This window comes from Paenibacillus sp. B01, from assembly GCF_009649995.1.
GTDB lineage: Bacteria > Bacillota > Bacilli > Paenibacillales > Paenibacillaceae > Paenibacillus_O > Paenibacillus_O pasadenensis.
Genome location: NZ_CP045802.1, coordinates 4,781,950 through 4,800,000, shown reverse-complemented (window position 1 = coordinate 4,800,000; position 18,051 = coordinate 4,781,950). Strand labels below are relative to the sequence as shown.

The window sequence follows — 18,051 nt, the reverse complement described above, 5'->3', positions numbered from 1 at the left end:
AGGCCTCGGGGAGCTGTAAGCAAGCGTTGATCCGGGGATTTCCGAATGGGGAAACCCAGCTGGGGTAATGCCCAGTTACTGCAGCGTGAATTCATAGCGCTGCGTGAGGCATACCAGGGGAACTGAAACATCTAAGTACCCTGAGGAAGAGAAAACAATAGTGATTCCGTCAGTAGCGGCGAGCGAACGCGGATTAGCCCAAACCAGGGGCTTGCCTGGGGTTGTGGGACGTCTCACACGGAGTTACAAAGGAACAGGTTAGGCGAAGAGGTCTGGAAAGGCCCGCCATAGCAGGTAAAAGCCCTGTAGCTCAAAGCCTGCTCCCTCCGAGACGGATCCCGAGTACCGCGAGACACGTGAAACCTCGTGGGAATCCGGCAGGACCATCTGCCAAGGCTAAATACTCTCTGGCGACCGATAGTGAAGCAGTACCGTGAGGGAAAGGTGAAAAGCACCGCGGGAGCGGAGTGAAATAGAACCTGAAACCGTGCGCTTACAAAAAGTCAGAGCCCGTTATAGGGGTGATGGCGTGCCTTTTGTAGAATGAACCGGCGAGTTACGTTCACGTGCAAGGTTAAGTCGGGAAGACGGAGCCGCAGCGAAAGCGAGTCTGAATAGGGCGCCTTTAGTACGTGGGTGTAGACCCGAAACCGGGTGATCTACCCCTGTCCAGGGTGAAGGTGCGGTAACACGCACTGGAGGCCCGAACCCACGAATGTTGAAAAATTCGGGGATGAGGTGGGGGTAGCGGAGAAATTCCAATCGAACTCGGAAATAGCTGGTTCTCCCCGAAATAGCTTTAGGGCTAGCCTCGGTGTTGAGCATGCTGGAGGTAGAGCACTGATTGGGTGCGGGGCCCGCCAAGGGTTACCAAGTCCAGTCAAACTCCGAATGCCAGTCATGTATAACCGGGAGTCAGACGGTGAGTGCTAAGATCCATCGTCAAGAGGGAAACAGCCCAGATCATCAGCTAAGGTCCCCAAGTGTGTGTTAAGTGGGAAAGGATGTGGAGTTGCCCAGACAACCAGGATGTTGGCTTAGAAGCAGCCACCATTTAAAGAGTGCGTAATAGCTCACTGGTCGAGTGACTCTGCGCCGAAAATGTAACGGGGCTAAACACACCACCGAAGCTATGGCAAAGCTGCAAGCGCAAGCTTGGCAGCATTGGGTAGGGGAGCGTTGTGTATAGGTTGAAGTCAGACCGCAAGGACTGGTGGACAGTACACAAGTGAGAATGCCGGTATGAGTAACGAAAAGATCAGTGAGAATCTGATCCGCCGTAAGCCTAAGGGTTCCTGAGGAAGGTTCGTCCGCTCAGGGTAAGTCGGGACCTAAGGCGAGGCCGAAAGGCGTAGTCGAAGGACAACAGGTTGATATTCCTGTACCACCGTAAGCCGTTATGAGCAATGGAGTGACGCAGAAGGGTAGTGACGCGGACCGATGGATGTGTCCGTCCAAGCAGTGAGGCTGGTTTGTTGGCAAATCCGCAAACCGTAAGGCTGGGCTGTGATGGGGAGGGAAACTTACAGTACCGAAGGTCATGATCTCCGGCTGCCAAGAAAAGCTTCTAGCCAGGCGAAGGTGCCCGTACCGCAAACCGACACAGGTAGGCGAGCAGAGCATGCTAAGGCGCGCGGAGTAACTCTCGTTAAGGAACTCGGCAACATGACCCCGTAACTTCGGGAGAAGGGGTGCCTCGGTAGGGTGAATAGCCCGAGGGGGCCGCAGTGAAAAGGCCCAAGCGACTGTTTAGCAAAAACACAGGTCTGTGCGAAGCCGTAAGGCGAAGTATACGGGCTGACGCCTGCCCGGTGCTGGAAGGTTAAGGGGAGCGGTTAGGGAGCAATCCCGAAGCTGTGAACCGAAGCCCCAGTAAACGGCGGCCGTAACTATAACGGTCCTAAGGTAGCGAAATTCCTTGTCAGGTAAATTCTGACCCGCACGAATGGCGTAACGACTTGGGCGCTGTCTCAACGAGAGATCCGGTGAAATTTTACTACCTGTGAAGATGCAGGTTACCCGCGACAAGACGGAAAGACCCCATGGAGCTTTACTGCAGCTTGATATTGGACTTTGGTACGATCTGTACAGGATAGGTGGGAGCCTAGGAAGCCGGAGCGCCAGCTTCGGAGGAGGCGCCGTTGGGATACCACCCTGATCGTATCGGAGTTCTAACCTGTCACCGTGAAACCGGTGAAGGGACCGTGTCAGGCGGGCAGTTTGACTGGGGCGGTCGCCTCCTAAAATGTAACGGAGGCGCCCAAAGGTTCCCTCAGAATGGTTGGAAATCATTCGAAGCGTGCAAAGGCATAAGGGAGCTTGACTGCGAGACCAACAAGTCGAGCAGGGACGAAAGTCGGGCTTAGTGATCCGGTGGTACCGAATGGAAGGGCCATCGCTCAACGGATAAAAGCTACCCTGGGGATAACAGGCTTATCTCCCCCAAGAGTCCACATCGACGGGGAGGTTTGGCACCTCGATGTCGGCTCATCGCATCCTGGGGCTGAAGTAGGTCCCAAGGGTTGGGCTGTTCGCCCATTAAAGCGGTACGCGAGCTGGGTTCAGAACGTCGTGAGACAGTTCGGTCCCTATCTGTCGTGGGCGTAGGAAATTTGAGAGGAGCTGTCCTTAGTACGAGAGGACCGGGATGGACGTACCGCTGGTGTACCAGTTGTTCCGCCAGGAGCACCGCTGGGTAGCTACGTACGGACGGGATAAGCGCTGAAAGCATCTAAGCGCGAAGCCCCCCTCAAGATGAGATTTCCCAGTATGTAAGACCCCTGGAAGACGACCAGGTCGATAGGCTCGAGGTGGAAGCGCGGCAACGTGTGCAGCTGACGAGTACTAATCGGTCGAGGGCTTATCCTACTTAGCAAGAACAGCCGGTCAGCACGGCATTTCGTTCGATCCAGTTTTCAGGGCGCAAGTCCTGAAGAGATGATTACTGGCGCGGGGTGGAGCAGTCCGGTAGCTCGTCGGGCTCATAACCCGAAGGTCACAGGTTCAAATCCTGTCCCCGCAACCAATCTCTTTCTACATAAGAACTGATTCTTCATTCGGAGCTGTGGTGTAGAGGCCTAACATGCCTGCCTGTCACGCAGGAGACCGCGGGTTCGAATCCCGTCAGCTCCGCCATTTATTTGCGGAAGTGGCTCAGCGGTAGAGCATCGCCTTGCCAAGGCGAGGGTCGCGGGTTCGATTCCCGTCTTCCGCTCCATTGAATTCAACTAGCTGCCCATGGGGCGGCTTTTTTTGTCTACAACTAAAATTTCCCCCTCCTTGTTCTTTCAGACATGGAATCGGTTGAAGCTGCCAGGCCAAACAGCTAGGCGTGGAGCCGTTTTCTCAAACTCCTTCTTATATTTATCTCCGAAATGATTCAATTCGCGTTATTTAAAGAATTTCACGTTCGCGCTACAATCTTTCCCCTATTGCCGCGCTTTGACTGCCCGATTAGAAAAAAATTCCCCCGCCCGCTCTGATTTGTCCCCCTAGCGGATTCGCTGCTTTTCACCGACAATTAGAACTACCTTCACCGCCCCCTATGTCATAAAAACTGCCCAAGAAGATGGACTGTAAGAACGGGAGATTTATGCGCTCTCGGATGCTTGAATCAATGCCGGGTTCGGCAAGTGACGAATCCGGCTGATTCCAAAAAGGAAGCGATACCAATTGCCGTTTCTCTGCTTGCCGCTACGAGTTGTGGCTGCGTCAATTGATTTTGAAATTACATGATTCGTTATGTTCATGAGAGGAATTAAGGTGAGGGAGAAGCTGGAGCACGGAGGTGGAATGGATTTTATCGCTCTTGTAAAACGCTTTCATAACTTGAAATCCATAAGGGAGGCAAGACATGAATGATCATCAAATCTCGTAAATTCCGCAGAAGCTATGCATTGGCAATGGTCGCGGCATTAGCCCTTTCGATTATCCCTTCTTTCAGCGCCGGAGTGAAGCAGGCCGACGCCGCATCAAACTACAAGATCGTAGGGTATTACGCCTCTTGGGCGGCATACGGCCGTGCGTACAACGTGACGGATATTGATGCCAGCAAAATGAATGTCATCAACTACGCCTTCGCCGATATTTGCTGGAACGGAAAGCACGGCAATCCAGATCCGACGGGGCCGAACCCGACGACCTGGTCCTGTCAGAATGAAGCGGGCCAAGCGATCAACGTTCCGAATGGTACGGTCGTGCTGGGCGATCCATGGATCGACGCTCAGAAGAGCTTCGGAGACGACAAATGGGACGATCCGATCAAAGGCAACCTCAAGCAGCTGTGGAAGCTCAAGGACAAAAACCCGGATTTGAAAACGGTCATTTCGATCGGAGGCTGGACGTGGTCGAACCGCTTCTCCGATGTAGCGGCCACCGCGGCGACTCGCGAAGTATTCGCGAATTCATCGGTCGACTTCATTCGCAAATACAAAATGGACGGCGTCGATCTCGACTGGGAATATCCGGTCAGCGGCGGCCTGGATGGCAACAGCTACCGGCCGGAAGACAAGCAGAACTACGTCCTGCTGCTCCAGAAAATCCGGGAGAAGCTCGATGCGGCTGAAGCAGTCGACGGCAAGGACTATCTGTTGACGATCGCTTCCGGAGCAGGCCCGACCTACATCCAGAACAACGACCTGGCCGGAATCGCCAGCATCGTCGATTGGATCAACATCATGACGTATGACTTCAATGGCAGCTGGAACAAGACAAGCGGCCACAATGCTCCGCTGTACTATGATACGGCGGCCGCAACCAGCGGCTTGACGGATCCGCAGAACTTCAACATCGACAAGGCTGTCACGACCTACCTTGCCAAAGGCGTACCGGCAAGCAAGCTCGTGCTCGGCATGGCCTTCTACGGTCGAGGCTGGGGCGGCTGTCCGACGGCAGGAAATGGACAGTACCAAGTCTGCGCGGGCATTTCCTCCACGGGAACTTGGGAGAAGGGCAGCTACGACTTCTATGATCTGGAAGCGAACTATATCAACAAGAACGGCTACACGCGCTATTGGAATGATGCCGCTAAGGTGCCTTACCTGTACAATCCGACCAACGGCACGTACATCAGCTATGACGATGTTCAATCCTTCGACTTCAAGACGAGCTACCTGAAATCCAAAGGTCTCGCCGGCGCGATGTTCTGGGAGACGAGCGGCGACCGCAACAAGACGCTGCTGAACAAGCTGGCCTCCGATCTCGGCTATGCGGGCGCAACGCCGACGCCGGTACCGACGGCTACGCCGAGCGCGACGCCGACGCCAACCGCCACGCCGAGCGTCACGCCGACACCGACGACAAGCCCAAGCGCAACGCCGACGCCAACCGCGACGCCGACTCCGGGTACGTGCACGGTGACGGCATGGAGCTCGACGGCGGTTTATACGGGCGGACAAAAGGCTTCCTACAACGGCACGATTTACGAAGCGAAGTGGTGGACCCAAGGCGATCGTCCGGATCTGAGCGGAGCGAACGGTCCTTGGAAGGCAGCCGGCACTTGCGGAACGACAAGTCCGACACCGAGCGCGACGCCTACGGCAACGCCAAGCGCGACGCCGACGCCGACCGCGACGCCTACGCCAAGCGCAACGCCTACGCCTACGCCAAGCGCGACTCCTACACCTACGGCAACGCCGACGCCGTCCGCAACGCCAGGCGCCTCTGCCTGGGCTGCAGGCGTAGCGTATAAAGCGGGAGATGTCGTGACTTACAGCGGCAAGACGTATGCCTGCCTGCAGCCTCACACCTCGCTCGCCGGCTGGGAGCCGGCCACGACTCCCGCTCTTTGGAAGCTGAAATAAGCTGTCCAGCCTGCAGCCCCTTTTCGCGGCATTCCGAACCGAACCTGGAATGGACGAAAAGGGGCTTTTTCAATGCTCAGCCTCAACGAATCTATCAATCCGCATGGAGGAATCGAATCGCATGAACGCCATGAGCTATCGCAAAGCTAAGCCGGCGGCCCGCCTGCTCGCCGCTCTGATGACCTTGATCGTCCTCGTTCCGCTTTATGGACCAGGCATCGCGCTGACGAAGGCCGCGGCTGGGACGGGCCCGTCGGCACCTGCCCCGGCAGCCGACCATCCCCGCAAGATCGTCGCTTATTTTCCGGAATGGGGAGACCAGGAAAACAAAGGCTTCTACACGGTCGACAAGATTCCGTGGGGAAGCATTACGCACATCAACTATGCCTTCGCCAAAGTAAACGCTCAGAACAAGATCGAAATCATGGACCGCAAGGCGGCTGTCGAGAAGGATTATCCGGGGCAGCTCGCCGAGCTTCCGTTCAAGGGACACTTCAACCAGCTCGTGAAGTACAAGCAGCTCTATCCGGACGTGCGCACGCTGATCTCGGTCGGCGGCTGGGCGGGCTCGGGCGGTTTCTACAATATGGCGAATACGGAAGCGGGCCGCGAGACGTTCGCAAACAGCGTCATCGACTTCCTGCGGACGTACAAGTTCAACGGCGTCGACATCGACTGGGAATATCCGTCGGGCACGGGCCAATCGGGCAATCCGAATGACTCCTCGGTCGCCGAGCCGCTGCGCAAGGTGAACTACGACAACTACATCCTGCTGATGAAAAAGCTGCGCGAGAAGCTGGATGCGGCAGGCGCTCAGGACAACCAGAAATACGATCTTACCGTCGCCGCGACGGCGTCGAGCTGGATTCTCGGCGGCATGAAGCTCGGCGAGGCGAACCAATATCTCGACTGGGCGAACCTCATGACTTACGACTTCCACGGCGCCTGGAACGGTTATGTCGGTCCTCATTCCGCCTTGTATCCGGACGCCCGCGACACGGAAACGGCCGCGCTCGGCACGCCGGTGCTGAACACGGACTGGGCGACCCGCTACTACCTCGGCACGCTGCCGCCGGAGAAGATCGTCATCGGCGTCCCGTACTATTCCCGCGGCTGGAAAAACGTGAACGGCGGCATCGACAACACCGGCTTGTACGGAACGGCGCCGACGACCGGAGGAGGGGCGGACGGCGAGTTCGGCATCTGGAACGATCCCGCGCCGGAGCAGCCGGCCGGAGCGAATCCGATTTGGCATATTCTCAATCTGCTCAAAGACCCGGCCAACAAGCGTTATTTCGACCCGGTGACAAAAACGCCTTACCTGTTCAACGCGAGCAAAAAAGTTTTCCTGACCTATGAGGACACGGAATCGCTCGGATACAAGCTGGACTACATCAAGGAAAAGGGCCTGGGCGGCATGATGTTCTGGGAGCTGACCGGCGACTACTCGCAGGCGGCCGACGGAACGTACACGTACGGCAATACGCTGACCGAATTCGCCTACAACAAGCTGAAGACGGCCGGACTGCCCGGAGGAGCCGCGAAGCCGCAGCTGCCTGCGCCGAAAAACTTCAGCATCGCGTTCAGCGGCAATTACGATCATCCGAACTACACATACTCGCTCAAGATCACGAACAACACCGGAGAGGATATCGCCGGGGGATGGAAGCTGGAGTTCGATCTGCCGACGACGACGACGCTGACCTCCGCGTGGGGAGCCGGTTCGGTCGAGCGGATTTCCACGGCGTGGGACTTCAACCGCTACCGTCTGACGGGAACGGCGACGCAGACGATCGCGAACGGCGCGACGCTGGACATTCCGGGCATGATGAAGCTGAACTTCTCCGGCGGGCCTCAGCGGGTGACGTTGAACGGAAGCTCCTCGAAAGCCGAGTATGAAAAGCTGTACGGCACGGCGCCGAGCCCGTCGCCAGGAGCGACGCCGACGCCATCGCCAAGCGTGACGCCGACAGCAACGCCGACGCCGAGCGCGACACCGACGCCAAGCGCAACGCCGACGCCGACTCCGGGCCTATGCACGGCGGCGGCTTGGAGTGCGACGACGGTGTATGTCGGCGGCCAGAAGGCTTCGTACAACGGTTCGGTCTACGAGGCGAAATGGTGGACGCAAGGAGATCGGCCGGATCTGAGCGGAGCCAATGGACCATGGAAGGCGGTAGGAGCCTGCGCGACGCCAGCGCCAAGCGCGACGCCGACGCCGAGCGCGACGCCGACGCCAAGCGTGACGCCGACGCCGAGCGCGACGCCGACGCCAAGCGCGACGCCATCGCCGAGCGCGACGCCGACGCCGAGCGCGACGCCGACGCCGACGCCAAGTGCTACGCCAACGCCGAGCGTGACGCCATCGCCGAGTACGGCGCCAACGCCGAGCGCGACGCCGGGAGCTGCGGCCTGGACGCCGGGCACGGCGTACAAAGCCGGGGACAAAGCAACCTACGGCGGCAAGACCTATGCGTGCCTGCAGCCTCATACCGCCTTGGCGGGATGGGAGCCGGCCACGACGCCCGCTCTGTGGAAACTGGCCTGAGCGGTCCCAATTGCAAGCTGCCCTGCCTCCATCGCCGGAGGCAGGTTTTTTTGCGCGTGGGAACGAATACGACAAGGGAGGCAACAGGAAAGGATGAGGACATGAGGATTCTGGTGCTCGGCGGAACGAGACTCATGGGCAAGCATCTGGTCGACGAGCTGCTGCGGGAAGGCCACGAGGTGACGGTCGGCTCCACCGGCAAGACGGAGGTGACATACGAGGGCGAGCCGGAAAGGCTGGTGTTGGATCGGGGCGAGGAAAGCTCGCTGCTGCCGGCCGTCCAGGGCCGGGAGTGGGATGTCGTCTACGACATGATCGGCTACTCGCCGGATGAGGCTCGGCTGGCATGCAAGGCGTTCGCCGGAAGGACGGGGCGGTTTGTTTTCGTCTCCTCGCTCGCGGTCTTCGAGCCGTCCGAACAGGCTCAGCGGGAGGAGGACTGGCTGCCGGAAGGCTATCCCGTGACCGGCACCGACCGCCACTCGCTCAGCTATGCGGAAGGAAAGCGCCAGTCGGAGGCGGTGCTCGCGGCTCAGGCGGACATGGAATCCCTCTTTGTACGGCCGCCTTTTGTCGTCGGGGAAGATGACTACACGCGCAGGCTGCACTGGCATGTGGAGCGGGTCGCTGCCGGCTTGGAGATCGGCATGCCTTCGCCGGACGCGAGGGTGCAGTTCATCCGCTCCGATGAGGCGGGACGGCTGCTGAGCTGGCTCAAGTCGGCGCCGCTGAGCGGTCCGGTGAACGCCTGCTCCGGAGGCAGCATCCCGCTGCGGGAGCTTGCCGGAATGATCGGCTCGGCGACCGGCAGGCAGCCGCGGCTGACGACGGAGGTGACGGAGCAGAACGGCTCTCCTTATGGAGTCGAAGGCTCTTGGTATATGGACGGCGGCAAGGCGGCAAAGGCCGGATTCCGGTTCGAGCGGCAGGAGGACTGGCTGCCCGGACTGATCGGGCGTCTGGCCGAAGAGCGGCTCGAGCGAGCCGGCCGCAGCGATTCCGGCCTGTCCTGATTTTGAGCGAGACGAGCTGCTCCGGCAGCTCGTTTTTGCGTTGAAGCGGGTTGCCGCAGCCGGAGGGGCGTGTTATACTCCACTATATAGAACAAATGTTCGCTTGTAGGGGGTGCAGGCCATGACGGCAGCAAAGGCGGAGCTGATACGAGTCAAGCAGCTGCTGACGAAGGTCAAGGAAGAGAAGATGCCTTTCCGCTGGTCGATCAATCCCTATCGCGGCTGCATGCATGGCTGCAGCTTCTGCTATGCCAGGGCGTTCCACTCCTTCATCGGCATGGGAGCGGACGAGTTCCAGAGCCGCATTCTCGTCAAAGAGAACGCCGCCGCCGCGCTCGAAGGGCAGCTGCACCGGATGGCGGCGCGGCATCGCTTCGACCTGGCTGCGATGGCGCGGGATATCGGGCATGTGGCGATCGGCACGGCTACCGATCCGTATCAGCCGGCCGAGGGCGCTCACCGAATTACCCGGGAGTGCCTGAAGGTGCTCGCCCGTTACCAGGTTCCCGTCTCGATTACGACGCGCTCGCCGCTCATCCTGCGGGATCTGGACCTGCTCGCGCAGTGCCGGGTGCTGTCGGTCAACATCAGTCTCCATACGCTGGACGACCGGCTCATCCGCAGTCTGGAGCCGGGCTCTCCGCTCTCAGCGCCGCGCCTGCAGGCGCTTCGCGAGCTTCGTGAGGCCGGCCTGCCGGCCGGCGTATTCGCCGCCCCGATCCTGCCGCTGCTGTCGGATTCCCGAAGCGCCCTGCAGGAGCTGATGCAGGCGAGCCGCGCTTGTGGCGCTCTCTTCCTGATGAGCTCGCTGCTGCGGCTGACGCCCGAGGTGAAGGGCTGGTACTACGGCGTGCTTCGCGAAGCGGCTCCGGAAGTGGTGCCGGAGTATGAGCGGATCTTCCAGGGAGCGTATGCCATTCGCAGCTACGAGGAAGAGCTGCGAGCGCGAGTCGAGGAGCTGAGGCTGCTTTACGGGCTGCCGTGCTCGCTGCCGGCCGTGGAGAAACCGGGGCGGTGGAGCGGGGAGGCCTGCGCCTGGCCGCCGGGCGGCGGCCCTACGGGCTGCGGCCCGGCGGACGGATGCGGTCCTACGGACGGCGGCCTCGCCGCGTTCGAGCCGCAGCGCAGCTCCGTTTCATTAGGGCAGCGGCTGGCCGCGCGCAGAGAAGACCCCGCGGCCGAAGCGAGCCGGGGGCCAGTCAAGGAAGTGCTGGAGCAGATGGCGCTCCCCTTTTAAGCTCGAGCCGGGGGCGAGGACAAGCGCCTCAGAAGCCCGTGCGATACTTCCGGGCGCTGGACGAGTCATCCTTCGTATGCGTCTTGTCCTTCTCATCCTGCTGCTCGATCGTCAGGTCCTCGACGGGGATGGGATCGACGTGCTGCTGGGCGGGATCCTGATCCATCAGGCTTTCTTTTTCCGTCGGGTACTGCTCGGGATGGTCCCGATCGGCCACGGACGGAGTCGTGGATCGGAGCGACTTGTCTTTCGGGTCGGTCATGTCGAGCACCTCTTTTCGATGTTGTCTCCGCTGCCGGATCGGCTAGGAGGGGGTTGTCTTCCTTACCCCAAAGCAAGGAAGCACTAACGCAGGTCGCCAAGGAGGCGGAAGAGAAATGAAGCTGGCGAGGCTGCTCGGCATTACGATGCTGCTGCTGGGCAGGCGCAGGGTCGGCGCCCAGGAGCTCGCCGAGCGCTTCGAGGTGTCGGTGCGCACGATCTATCGGGACTTGGAGGCGCTCTACGCGGCCGGCGTGCCGGTCGTATCCTATCCCGGCCTGGACGGCGGCTACGAGATTCTCCACACGTTCCGGATCGACCGGCAATACCTCAGCATGGAGGAGCTGCGCTCCATGCTGATCGCGCTCAAAGGCGTTCAGGCCGCGTGGAGCGAGCAGCAGCTCGGGCGCCTGCTCGACAAGGTTGGAGCTTTGCTCAGCCGTACCGAGGGAGGCGCCGAACGGGAGAAGGACGCCGGCCAGGTCGTGCTGGACCTTAATCCGTGGCGAGGCGGAAAGCGCGAGAAGAGAATGCTGGAGGAGCTGGGGCAGGCGCTGGAGCAATGCCGTGCGATTCATATGGCTTATATGAATTGGGAGGGCAAGGAGTCGGAGCGGGAGATCGAGCCGATCGGGCTGGTGCTGCGGGATATGGTCTGGTATTTGTACGGCTTCTGCCGGCTCCGGCAAGATTATCGGACGTTCCGGCTGAACCGCATCCAGCGGCTGGAGCCGCTGGAGGAGCGGTTCGAGCGTCATGCGATGACGATCGAGGAGCTGGACCGGCGCTGGGAATCGGACGGAGAGCAGCAGCTCGAGCTTCGCCTGCTGTTCCATCCCTCCGTCCGGACGCGCGTCCGGGACGAATATCCGCCGCAGGCGATCCGGCAGCGCGAGGACGGGTGGCTGGAGGTCGCCTGCACCCGCCACAAAGGCTATTGGCTGTACTCCCGGCTGCTCAGCTACGGTCCCCGCGTCAAGATTCTCGATCCGCCCGAGGTGGCGCAGGAGATGCGGCGCATGGCTCAGGACATGGTGGAGCTTTATGAGGATCGCTCCTGAGCGGCGGAGCGCCGCAAGTTCCGCGAAGAAAGGCATGGCAAAAGGAAGGTCGCGCAAAGCGAGGATTGCCGCGCGCCGCTTGAGAGATCGCAGGCATAGAAGGCGCGCGATGGCGCGCAGGACCTTGAGGCTGCGCGGGGATCCTGGGGCTGCGCGGGGATCCTGGGGCTGCGCGGGGATCCTGGGGCTGCGCGGGGATCCTGGGGCTGCGCAGGAATCGTGGGGCTGCGCAGGAACCTTGGGGCTGCATGACAAGCTGGCCGCGAGCAGCTAGGCCGCGAGCCGCTTGGCTGCGACCGGTTCGGCATGCCGCCTGTCGGTTTGACAGGCGGCTTTTTCTCGTGATAAAGTTCGATTATCTAATTGTTCTATATTAGAACTTGTACGAAAAGGAGAAGCGAATGCAGGAAACCAAGCTGAAGGAAATTATTGAGCGCTACGAAAGAGCGAGCTCTCAGGTCAACCGAAGATTCGGAGCGCTGATCCAGAACAAGCTGCCGGAAGGAATCACGCAGGAGCAGTTCGGCATCATCCGCTACTTGAGCGCGCATCCGGACAGCACCTCGACGGAGCTGGCGGATACGTTCTGCGTCGGCAAGAGCAGCATCACGTCCATCACGACGAAGCTGGTCGACAAGAAGCTCGTCCGCCGGCGTCCCGATGACCGGGATCGCCGGGTGACCTATCTGTCGCTGACGGAGGAGGGGCGGCTGGTCGCCGAGCAAGCGGGAAAAGTCATCGGCGAGACGCTTGGAGCCTATATTTCTCGCTTTACGGAAGAAGAAGCCATGCAGTTCATCGAGATGTTCGAGGATCTGGCGGCCAGGCTGAAGGACTAAAGAGAAAACAAGCCGGGAGAGGGCGTGGAGCATGAGAACGATTCTGAAATGGCGGTGGGCGGTCCTCGCGCTATGGATCGCGCTGGCGGCAGGCTTGATGCTGCTGGCGCCGGATATGCAGCAGCTGGTTCGGGAGAAGGGGCAGATCACGGTGCCGGACGGCTATTCGTCCTCGACCGCTTCGAAGCTGCTCAAGGAGAAGGAAGCGCAGAGCCGTGCGGCCGGCGACGCCGGAGACGAGAAGTCGGCCGTGCTCGTCTTTCACCGGGACGAAGGACTGAGTGATGCCGACCGGCAGGAGATCCGGAGCGGCCTCGCGGAGCTGAAGGGCAAGGAGAGCCTCGGCATCGCATCGGTGACGGGGCCGTTCGACCGGAAGGAGCTGGAGGATCAGCTCGTCGCCAAGGACGGCAGGACGATGCTCGCTCTCGTCTCGATCGAGGCGGACGGCAAGGAGCCGCAGGAGCTGCAAAGCCTGCTCGTCGAGGCGGCTTCGACGATCAAGGTCGAGCACTACTACACGTCGGAATGGATGATCAACGAGGATCAGATCCGCAGCTCGATGGAAGGACTGGCCAAGACGGAATATATTACGGTCGTGTTCATTCTCGTCATCCTGTTCCTCGTCTTCCGCTCGGCGGTCGCGCCGTTCGTGCCGCTCGTCGTCGTAGGGCTCAGCTACCTGCTGTCGCAGTCGGTCGTAGCCTTCCTCGCGGAATACGCCGGCTTCCCGCTCTCCACGTTCACGCAGATCTTCATGGTGGCGATCCTGTTCGGCATCGGGACGGACTATTGCATCCTGCTGATCAGCCGCTACAAGGAGGAGCTGGCGAGCGGCCTCGATCGGACGGAGGCGATCGTACGGACGTACCGGAACGCCGGCCGGACCGTGCTCATCTCCGGGCTCGCCGTGCTGATCGGCTTCGCCTCGATCGGGTTCTCGACGTTCGGCCTCTATCGCTCGGCGGTCGCCGTCGCGGTCGGCGTGGCGGTGCTCCTGCTCGCGCTCGTGACGCTCGTGCCGTTTTTCATGGCGGTGCTCGGGAACGCGCTGTTTTGGCCGCAAAAAGGCTCGCTCTCGCATAGCGAGAGCCGGCTGTGGGGACGGATGGGCCGCTTCTCGCTGCGCCGCCCGGTCTGGGCGCTGCTCGTGCTGGCGGTCGTCGCCGTGCCGCTGCTCCTCTCGTACCGCAACGCGATTTCGTTCAACTCTATGGAAGAGATCGGCGACAAGTACGATTCGGTCAAGGCGTTCAACCTGATCTCGGACAGCTTCGGGCCTGGCGACTCGATGCCGAGCACGGTCGTGCTGAGGGCGGATAAAAGCTTCGACGGCAAGGAAGGGCTGGCCGCGCTGGAGCAGGTCAGCCGAGAGCTGGGCAAGGTGCCGGGCGTCAAAAGCGTGCGCAGCGCGACGCGCCCGGCCGGCGAGCCGCTGCAGGAGCTGGAGGTCGCCTCCCAGGCGGGCACGCTCGAGAGCGGCATCGACCAGAGTACGGAAGGGCTCGACCGGATCGGCCAAGGGCTGTCCGAGGCGAGCTCGAGCCTGGCGGCCAACGCGCCCAAGCTGGAGAAGGCGGCGGCCGGAGCCGGCGAGCTGGAGCAAGGCACGGCGAGGCTGCAAGGCGGCGTAAAGGAGCTGGAGCAAGGCTTGCGCCGCATCCAGCAAGGCTTGCAGGACGGCTCCGTCGGAGCGAAGGAGCTCAGCGCCGGACTGAAGCAGGCCCAGGGCAGCGCCGTGCAGCTGGCTGAAGCGAGCGACCGGCTGCTGCAAGGCTATCGCGAGGCTGCCGGCGGGTTGGATCAGCTGCATGGCGCGTATGAGCGGCTGGCGGCGAGCCAGCGGCAGCTTGCCCAAGGGCTGGGCGGCGTGCAGCAGGCGTTCGAGGCGCTCGCAGAAAAGTATCCGGAGCTCGGCTCCGACGAGCAATACCAGGCGGCGCTCCAATCGCTCGCCGGACTGCAGGGCGGCGCCGAGCAGGCGGCTGCGGGGCTGGAGCAGGCCAATGCCCAGCTGGCCGGAGCGGCTGCCGGCATCGGCAAGGCGAACGGCGGCCTGGAGCAGGCAAGCGCCGGCCAGGCCGCGCTCGGCGGCGGACTGCGCGAGCTGGCCGCAGGTCTCGACGCGCTGCAGAAGGGCATTCAGCAAGCGGCGGACGGCCAGGGCCAGGCGATCGGAAAGCTGCCGCAGGTGGCGGCCGGCTTCGAGCAGCTGCAAGGCGGACAGCGGCAGCTGTCGCAAGGCTTCGCCGAGCTGAACGAGCAGCTCGGCCAGCTGACGAGCGGCCTCGACCAGAGCGTCGACGGCATCTCTCGGGTGAGCGGCGGCCTCGCGGAGGCGAAGTCGTATCTGACGGAGCTGTCGAAGTCGCCAAGCCGCAGCCTGACCGGCTGGAACCTGCCGGATGCGGCGCTTCAGGACGAGTCGTTCCGCCAGGCGGTGGCAACCTATCTTTCGCCGCAAGGAACGATGGCGACGCTCGACGTCGTCTTCGACTCCAATCCGTACGAGGAGCAGACGCTCCGCCGGATCCCCGAGCTGGAGGCCGCGATCGAGCGCGGGCTGGAGGGGACGGCTTACGCGGGAGCGCAGCATGCGATCGGCGGCATCACGAGCGTGCAGCATGACCTGAACACGATCTCCCAGGCCGATTACTCGCGCACGGTCGTGCTCATGATGGCAGGCATCTCGCTCATCCTGATCGCGCTGTTCCGCTCGCTCGTCATCCCGGCCTACATCATGGCCTCGCTGCTGCTTACCTACTACACGTCGATGGCGGCGGCGGAAGCGATCTTCAGCCGGGTGCTCGACTACTCCGGCATCAGCTGGCCGGTGCCGTTCTTCAGCTTCGTGCTGCTGATCGCGCTGGGCGTCGACTACAGCATCTTCCTGCTCGACCGCTTCCGCGAGTACCGGCATCTGCCGCCGCAGGAGGCGATCCTGCTGTCGATGCGCCATATGGGCTCCGTCATCCTGTCGGCCGCGGTCATCCTCGGCGGCACGTTCGCGGCGATGCTGCCGTCCGGCGTGCTGTCGCTGATGCAGATCGCGACGGTCGTGCTGATCGGCCTGCTCCTGTATGCCGTGCTGATCCTGCCGCTGTTCATCCCGGTCATGGTGCGCCTGTTCGGCGCGGCGAACTGGTGGCCGTTCATGGGCGGACGCGAGGAGCGGGAGCAGCCGCTGCCCGCGCCGGCGCCGAGCCTGTCGGCCGACCGCTAGTCCGTCTCCCGGCCGCTGCCGCGCTCGGCGCAGATCGCAGTCAATAGCCCCGAAGCTTCGGCTTCGGGGCTATTGCCGCGTTGCGGGGAGGACGGCGTCCGTCTCTTTTCATAGTAAATCGCGACGACGTTATGGTACTCTACTACTAGAGTAGAGAGAGGAGCGGTCGTGTCATGGCAACGAGCAGTGCGTTCGAAGGAATCTACCAGGGCCAGAGGGCGATCTATCTGAGGGCGGACGCCTATGAGGCGGTCATGCTGCCCGAGACCGGAGGCAACCTCATCGCCTTCCAAGACCGCATCACCGGCTGCCGGTTTTTGCGAGAGCCGTCGCAGGAGGAGCTGGCCCGCTTCCGCGAGAATCCCGTCGTCTGGGGAATTCCGGTGCTCTTTCCGCCCAACCGCTACGAGGACGGCCGTTTTCCTTGGCGAGGACGGATCTACCAGCTGCCGGTCAATGAAGGAGAGCGCGACAACCACCTCCACGGCTTCCTCCATGCGATTCCATGGGAGGTCGAGAGCTTCGGCAGCAAGGGCTCCGAAAGCTTCGTCACGGTGGCGGTCCGCATCGACGAGGATCATCCGGTCTATCGGCGCTTCCCGTTCCGCTTCACGATCCGCCTGCGCTATGCGCTGAGTCCGGACGGGCTGGCGCAGCAGGTGGCGGTGCGCAATGACGGCGACGAGCCGATGCCTTGCCTGCTCGCCTTCCATACGACGTTGAACGTGCCGTTCGCGCCCGGCAGCAAGGAGAGCGACTACAGCTTCAAGCTGACGGCCGGCCGCCGCTGGGAAATGAACGAGCGCATGCTGCCTACGGGAGCGTTCATGGAGCTCGCTCCGGAGGAAGAGGCGATGAAAGGAGCCGGAGCCGATCCGTTCTGGACCTCGCTCGATCATCACTATACGGCGGAGCCGCAGATGGGCCGCAACCGGATGGAGCTGACCGACCGCAAGCGCGGCATGACGCTTGTCTACGACGTCGGCACCTCGTACAAGCAGTGGATGCTCTACAACAACGGCGGCAGGGGCGAGTTCATCTGTCCGGAGCCGCAGGTCAATCTGGTCAACGCCCCGAATTCGAACTTGCCTGCGGAGGAGATCGGACTGTTCGGCCTGGAGCCGGGAGAGATCTGGGAGGAGCGGGCCCGCCTGTATGTGAAGTTGCGCCCTTCCTGAGCGGCAGGAAGCGCGAATGTCGATTTCCCGGGAAATGCCCCGGATCGGCTCGAGCGCGAGCCGGCCGCGAAGGAAGTTCATTCCGAAGGAGGAACCGCAAGTGAAGCTGAAGCTGGAAGGCAAGAAGGCGATCGTGACCGGAGGCAGCAAGGGAATCGGCTATGCGACGGCGCTGGAGCTGTCCCGCCAAGGGGCGAAGGTGGCGCTCGTCGCCCGGACGAAGGAGGAGCTTGAGGATGCGGCTGCCCGCATCGTCGCGGAGACGGGCGGCGAGGTGCTGGCCGTGCCCGGCGATGTCTCCCGGGAGGAGTCGGCTGCGGCAGCGGTGCGCGGCATCGCGGATCGCTGGGACGGCGTGATCGACATCCTGGTGAACAATGCCGGCACGGCCGCCGCCGCTCCGTTCGCGGAGGTCGGCCCGGCGGCGTGGAAGACCGATCTCGACCTGAAGCTGCTCGGCGCGGTGCATATGACGCAGGCGGCCCTGCCCGCCCTCAAGGCGGCAGGCGGCGGAGCGATCGTCAACGTGACGGCGATCGGCGGCAAGACGCCGCCGAAGGCATCGCTGCCGTCATCCGTCTCGCGGGCGGCGGGGCTCGCGCTGACCAAGGCGATGAGCCGCGACCTGGCGCCGGACGGCATCCGGGTCAACGCCGTCTGCATCGGGCTCATCCGCAGCGCCCAGATCGAGCGGCAGTGGCGGCGGACCAGCCCCGACCAGACGTGGGAGGAGTTCGCGCGCGATCCGCGCCACGACATTCCGCTCGGACGGATCGGAGACACGGAGGAAGCCGCCAATGCGATCGTGTTCCTCGTTTCCGGAGCGGCTTCCTATATTACAGGGACAGCCATCAACATCGACGGGGGCAAATCGCCCGTCGCGTGAGGCG

10 protein-coding genes, 3 tRNA genes and 1 rRNA gene (1 of these 14 only partly in view) are annotated in these 18,051 nt (G+C 62.0%); 13 read left to right on the top strand and 1 reads right to left on the bottom strand.

Translation table 11 applies throughout. The annotated features are described in order from the left end of the window. The 8 genes from GE073_RS20570 to GE073_RS20535 all read left to right on the top strand — a co-directional run. Positions 1–2,868 (top strand): 23S ribosomal RNA (locus GE073_RS20570) (it extends 72 nt beyond the left edge of the window). Positions 2,869–2,948: 80 nt separating this feature from the next. Further along, positions 2,949–3,025 (top strand) — tRNA-Met (locus tag GE073_RS20565). A 33-nt stretch (positions 3,026–3,058) separates the two neighbouring features. Beyond that, positions 3,059–3,135 (top strand) — tRNA-Asp (locus GE073_RS20560). A gap of 7 nt (positions 3,136–3,142) precedes the next feature. Further along, positions 3,143–3,217 (top strand) — tRNA-Gly (locus GE073_RS20555). A 640-nt stretch (positions 3,218–3,857) separates the two neighbouring features. Beyond that, positions 3,858–5,801 (top strand): glycosyl hydrolase family 18 protein, encoded by a 1,944-nt coding sequence (locus tag GE073_RS20550; RefSeq protein ID WP_153784215.1) that lies wholly within the window; start codon positions 3,858–3,860, stop codon positions 5,799–5,801. A gap of 121 nt (positions 5,802–5,922) precedes the next feature. Next, positions 5,923–8,349 (top strand): glycosyl hydrolase family 18 protein, encoded by a 2,427-nt coding sequence (locus tag GE073_RS20545; RefSeq protein ID WP_323744208.1) that lies wholly within the window; start codon positions 5,923–5,925, stop codon positions 8,347–8,349. Positions 8,350–8,450: 101 nt separating this feature from the next. Then, positions 8,451–9,362, top strand: a complete 912-nt coding sequence (locus GE073_RS20540; RefSeq protein ID WP_028598338.1) for an NAD-dependent epimerase/dehydratase family protein — start codon at positions 8,451–8,453, stop codon at positions 9,360–9,362. A 121-nt stretch (positions 9,363–9,483) separates the two neighbouring features. Continuing rightward, on the top strand, positions 9,484–10,599 hold the full coding sequence (locus GE073_RS20535) for an SPL family radical SAM protein (protein WP_028598337.1): 1,116 nt from the start codon (positions 9,484–9,486) through the stop codon (positions 10,597–10,599). Positions 10,600–10,627: 28 nt separating this feature from the next. Here GE073_RS20535 and GE073_RS20530 read toward each other — a convergent pair whose 3' ends face one another. Continuing rightward, the gene (locus tag GE073_RS20530) at positions 10,628–10,861 is read right to left on the bottom strand and encodes a hypothetical protein (RefSeq protein ID WP_028598336.1); all 234 of its coding nucleotides are present in this window, start codon (positions 10,859–10,861) and stop codon (positions 10,628–10,630) included. Between the two features lie 115 nt (positions 10,862–10,976). On the opposite strand from GE073_RS20530, the gene GE073_RS20525 reads away from it, so the two are divergent. The 5 genes from GE073_RS20525 to GE073_RS20505 all read left to right on the top strand — a co-directional run bounded on the left by GE073_RS20525 (position 10,977) and on the right by GE073_RS20505 (position 18,047). Continuing rightward, positions 10,977–11,921, top strand: a complete 945-nt coding sequence (locus GE073_RS20525; protein WP_153784213.1) for a helix-turn-helix transcriptional regulator — start codon at positions 10,977–10,979, stop codon at positions 11,919–11,921. A gap of 401 nt (positions 11,922–12,322) precedes the next feature. Further along, complete coding sequence (locus tag GE073_RS20520) at positions 12,323–12,760, top strand: MarR family winged helix-turn-helix transcriptional regulator (protein WP_028598334.1); 438 nt, start codon at positions 12,323–12,325, stop codon at positions 12,758–12,760. A gap of 31 nt (positions 12,761–12,791) precedes the next feature. Next, positions 12,792–15,983 (top strand): efflux RND transporter permease subunit, encoded by a 3,192-nt coding sequence (locus tag GE073_RS20515; protein WP_153784212.1) that lies wholly within the window; start codon positions 12,792–12,794, stop codon positions 15,981–15,983. A 173-nt stretch (positions 15,984–16,156) separates the two neighbouring features. Next, complete coding sequence (locus tag GE073_RS20510; protein WP_028598332.1) at positions 16,157–17,161, top strand: aldose 1-epimerase; 1,005 nt, start codon at positions 16,157–16,159, stop codon at positions 17,159–17,161. A gap of 100 nt (positions 17,162–17,261) precedes the next feature. After that, the gene (locus tag GE073_RS20505) at positions 17,262–18,047 is read left to right on the top strand and encodes an SDR family NAD(P)-dependent oxidoreductase (RefSeq protein ID WP_028598331.1); all 786 of its coding nucleotides are present in this window, start codon (positions 17,262–17,264) and stop codon (positions 18,045–18,047) included. Positions 18,048–18,051: the final 4 nt, after the last annotated feature.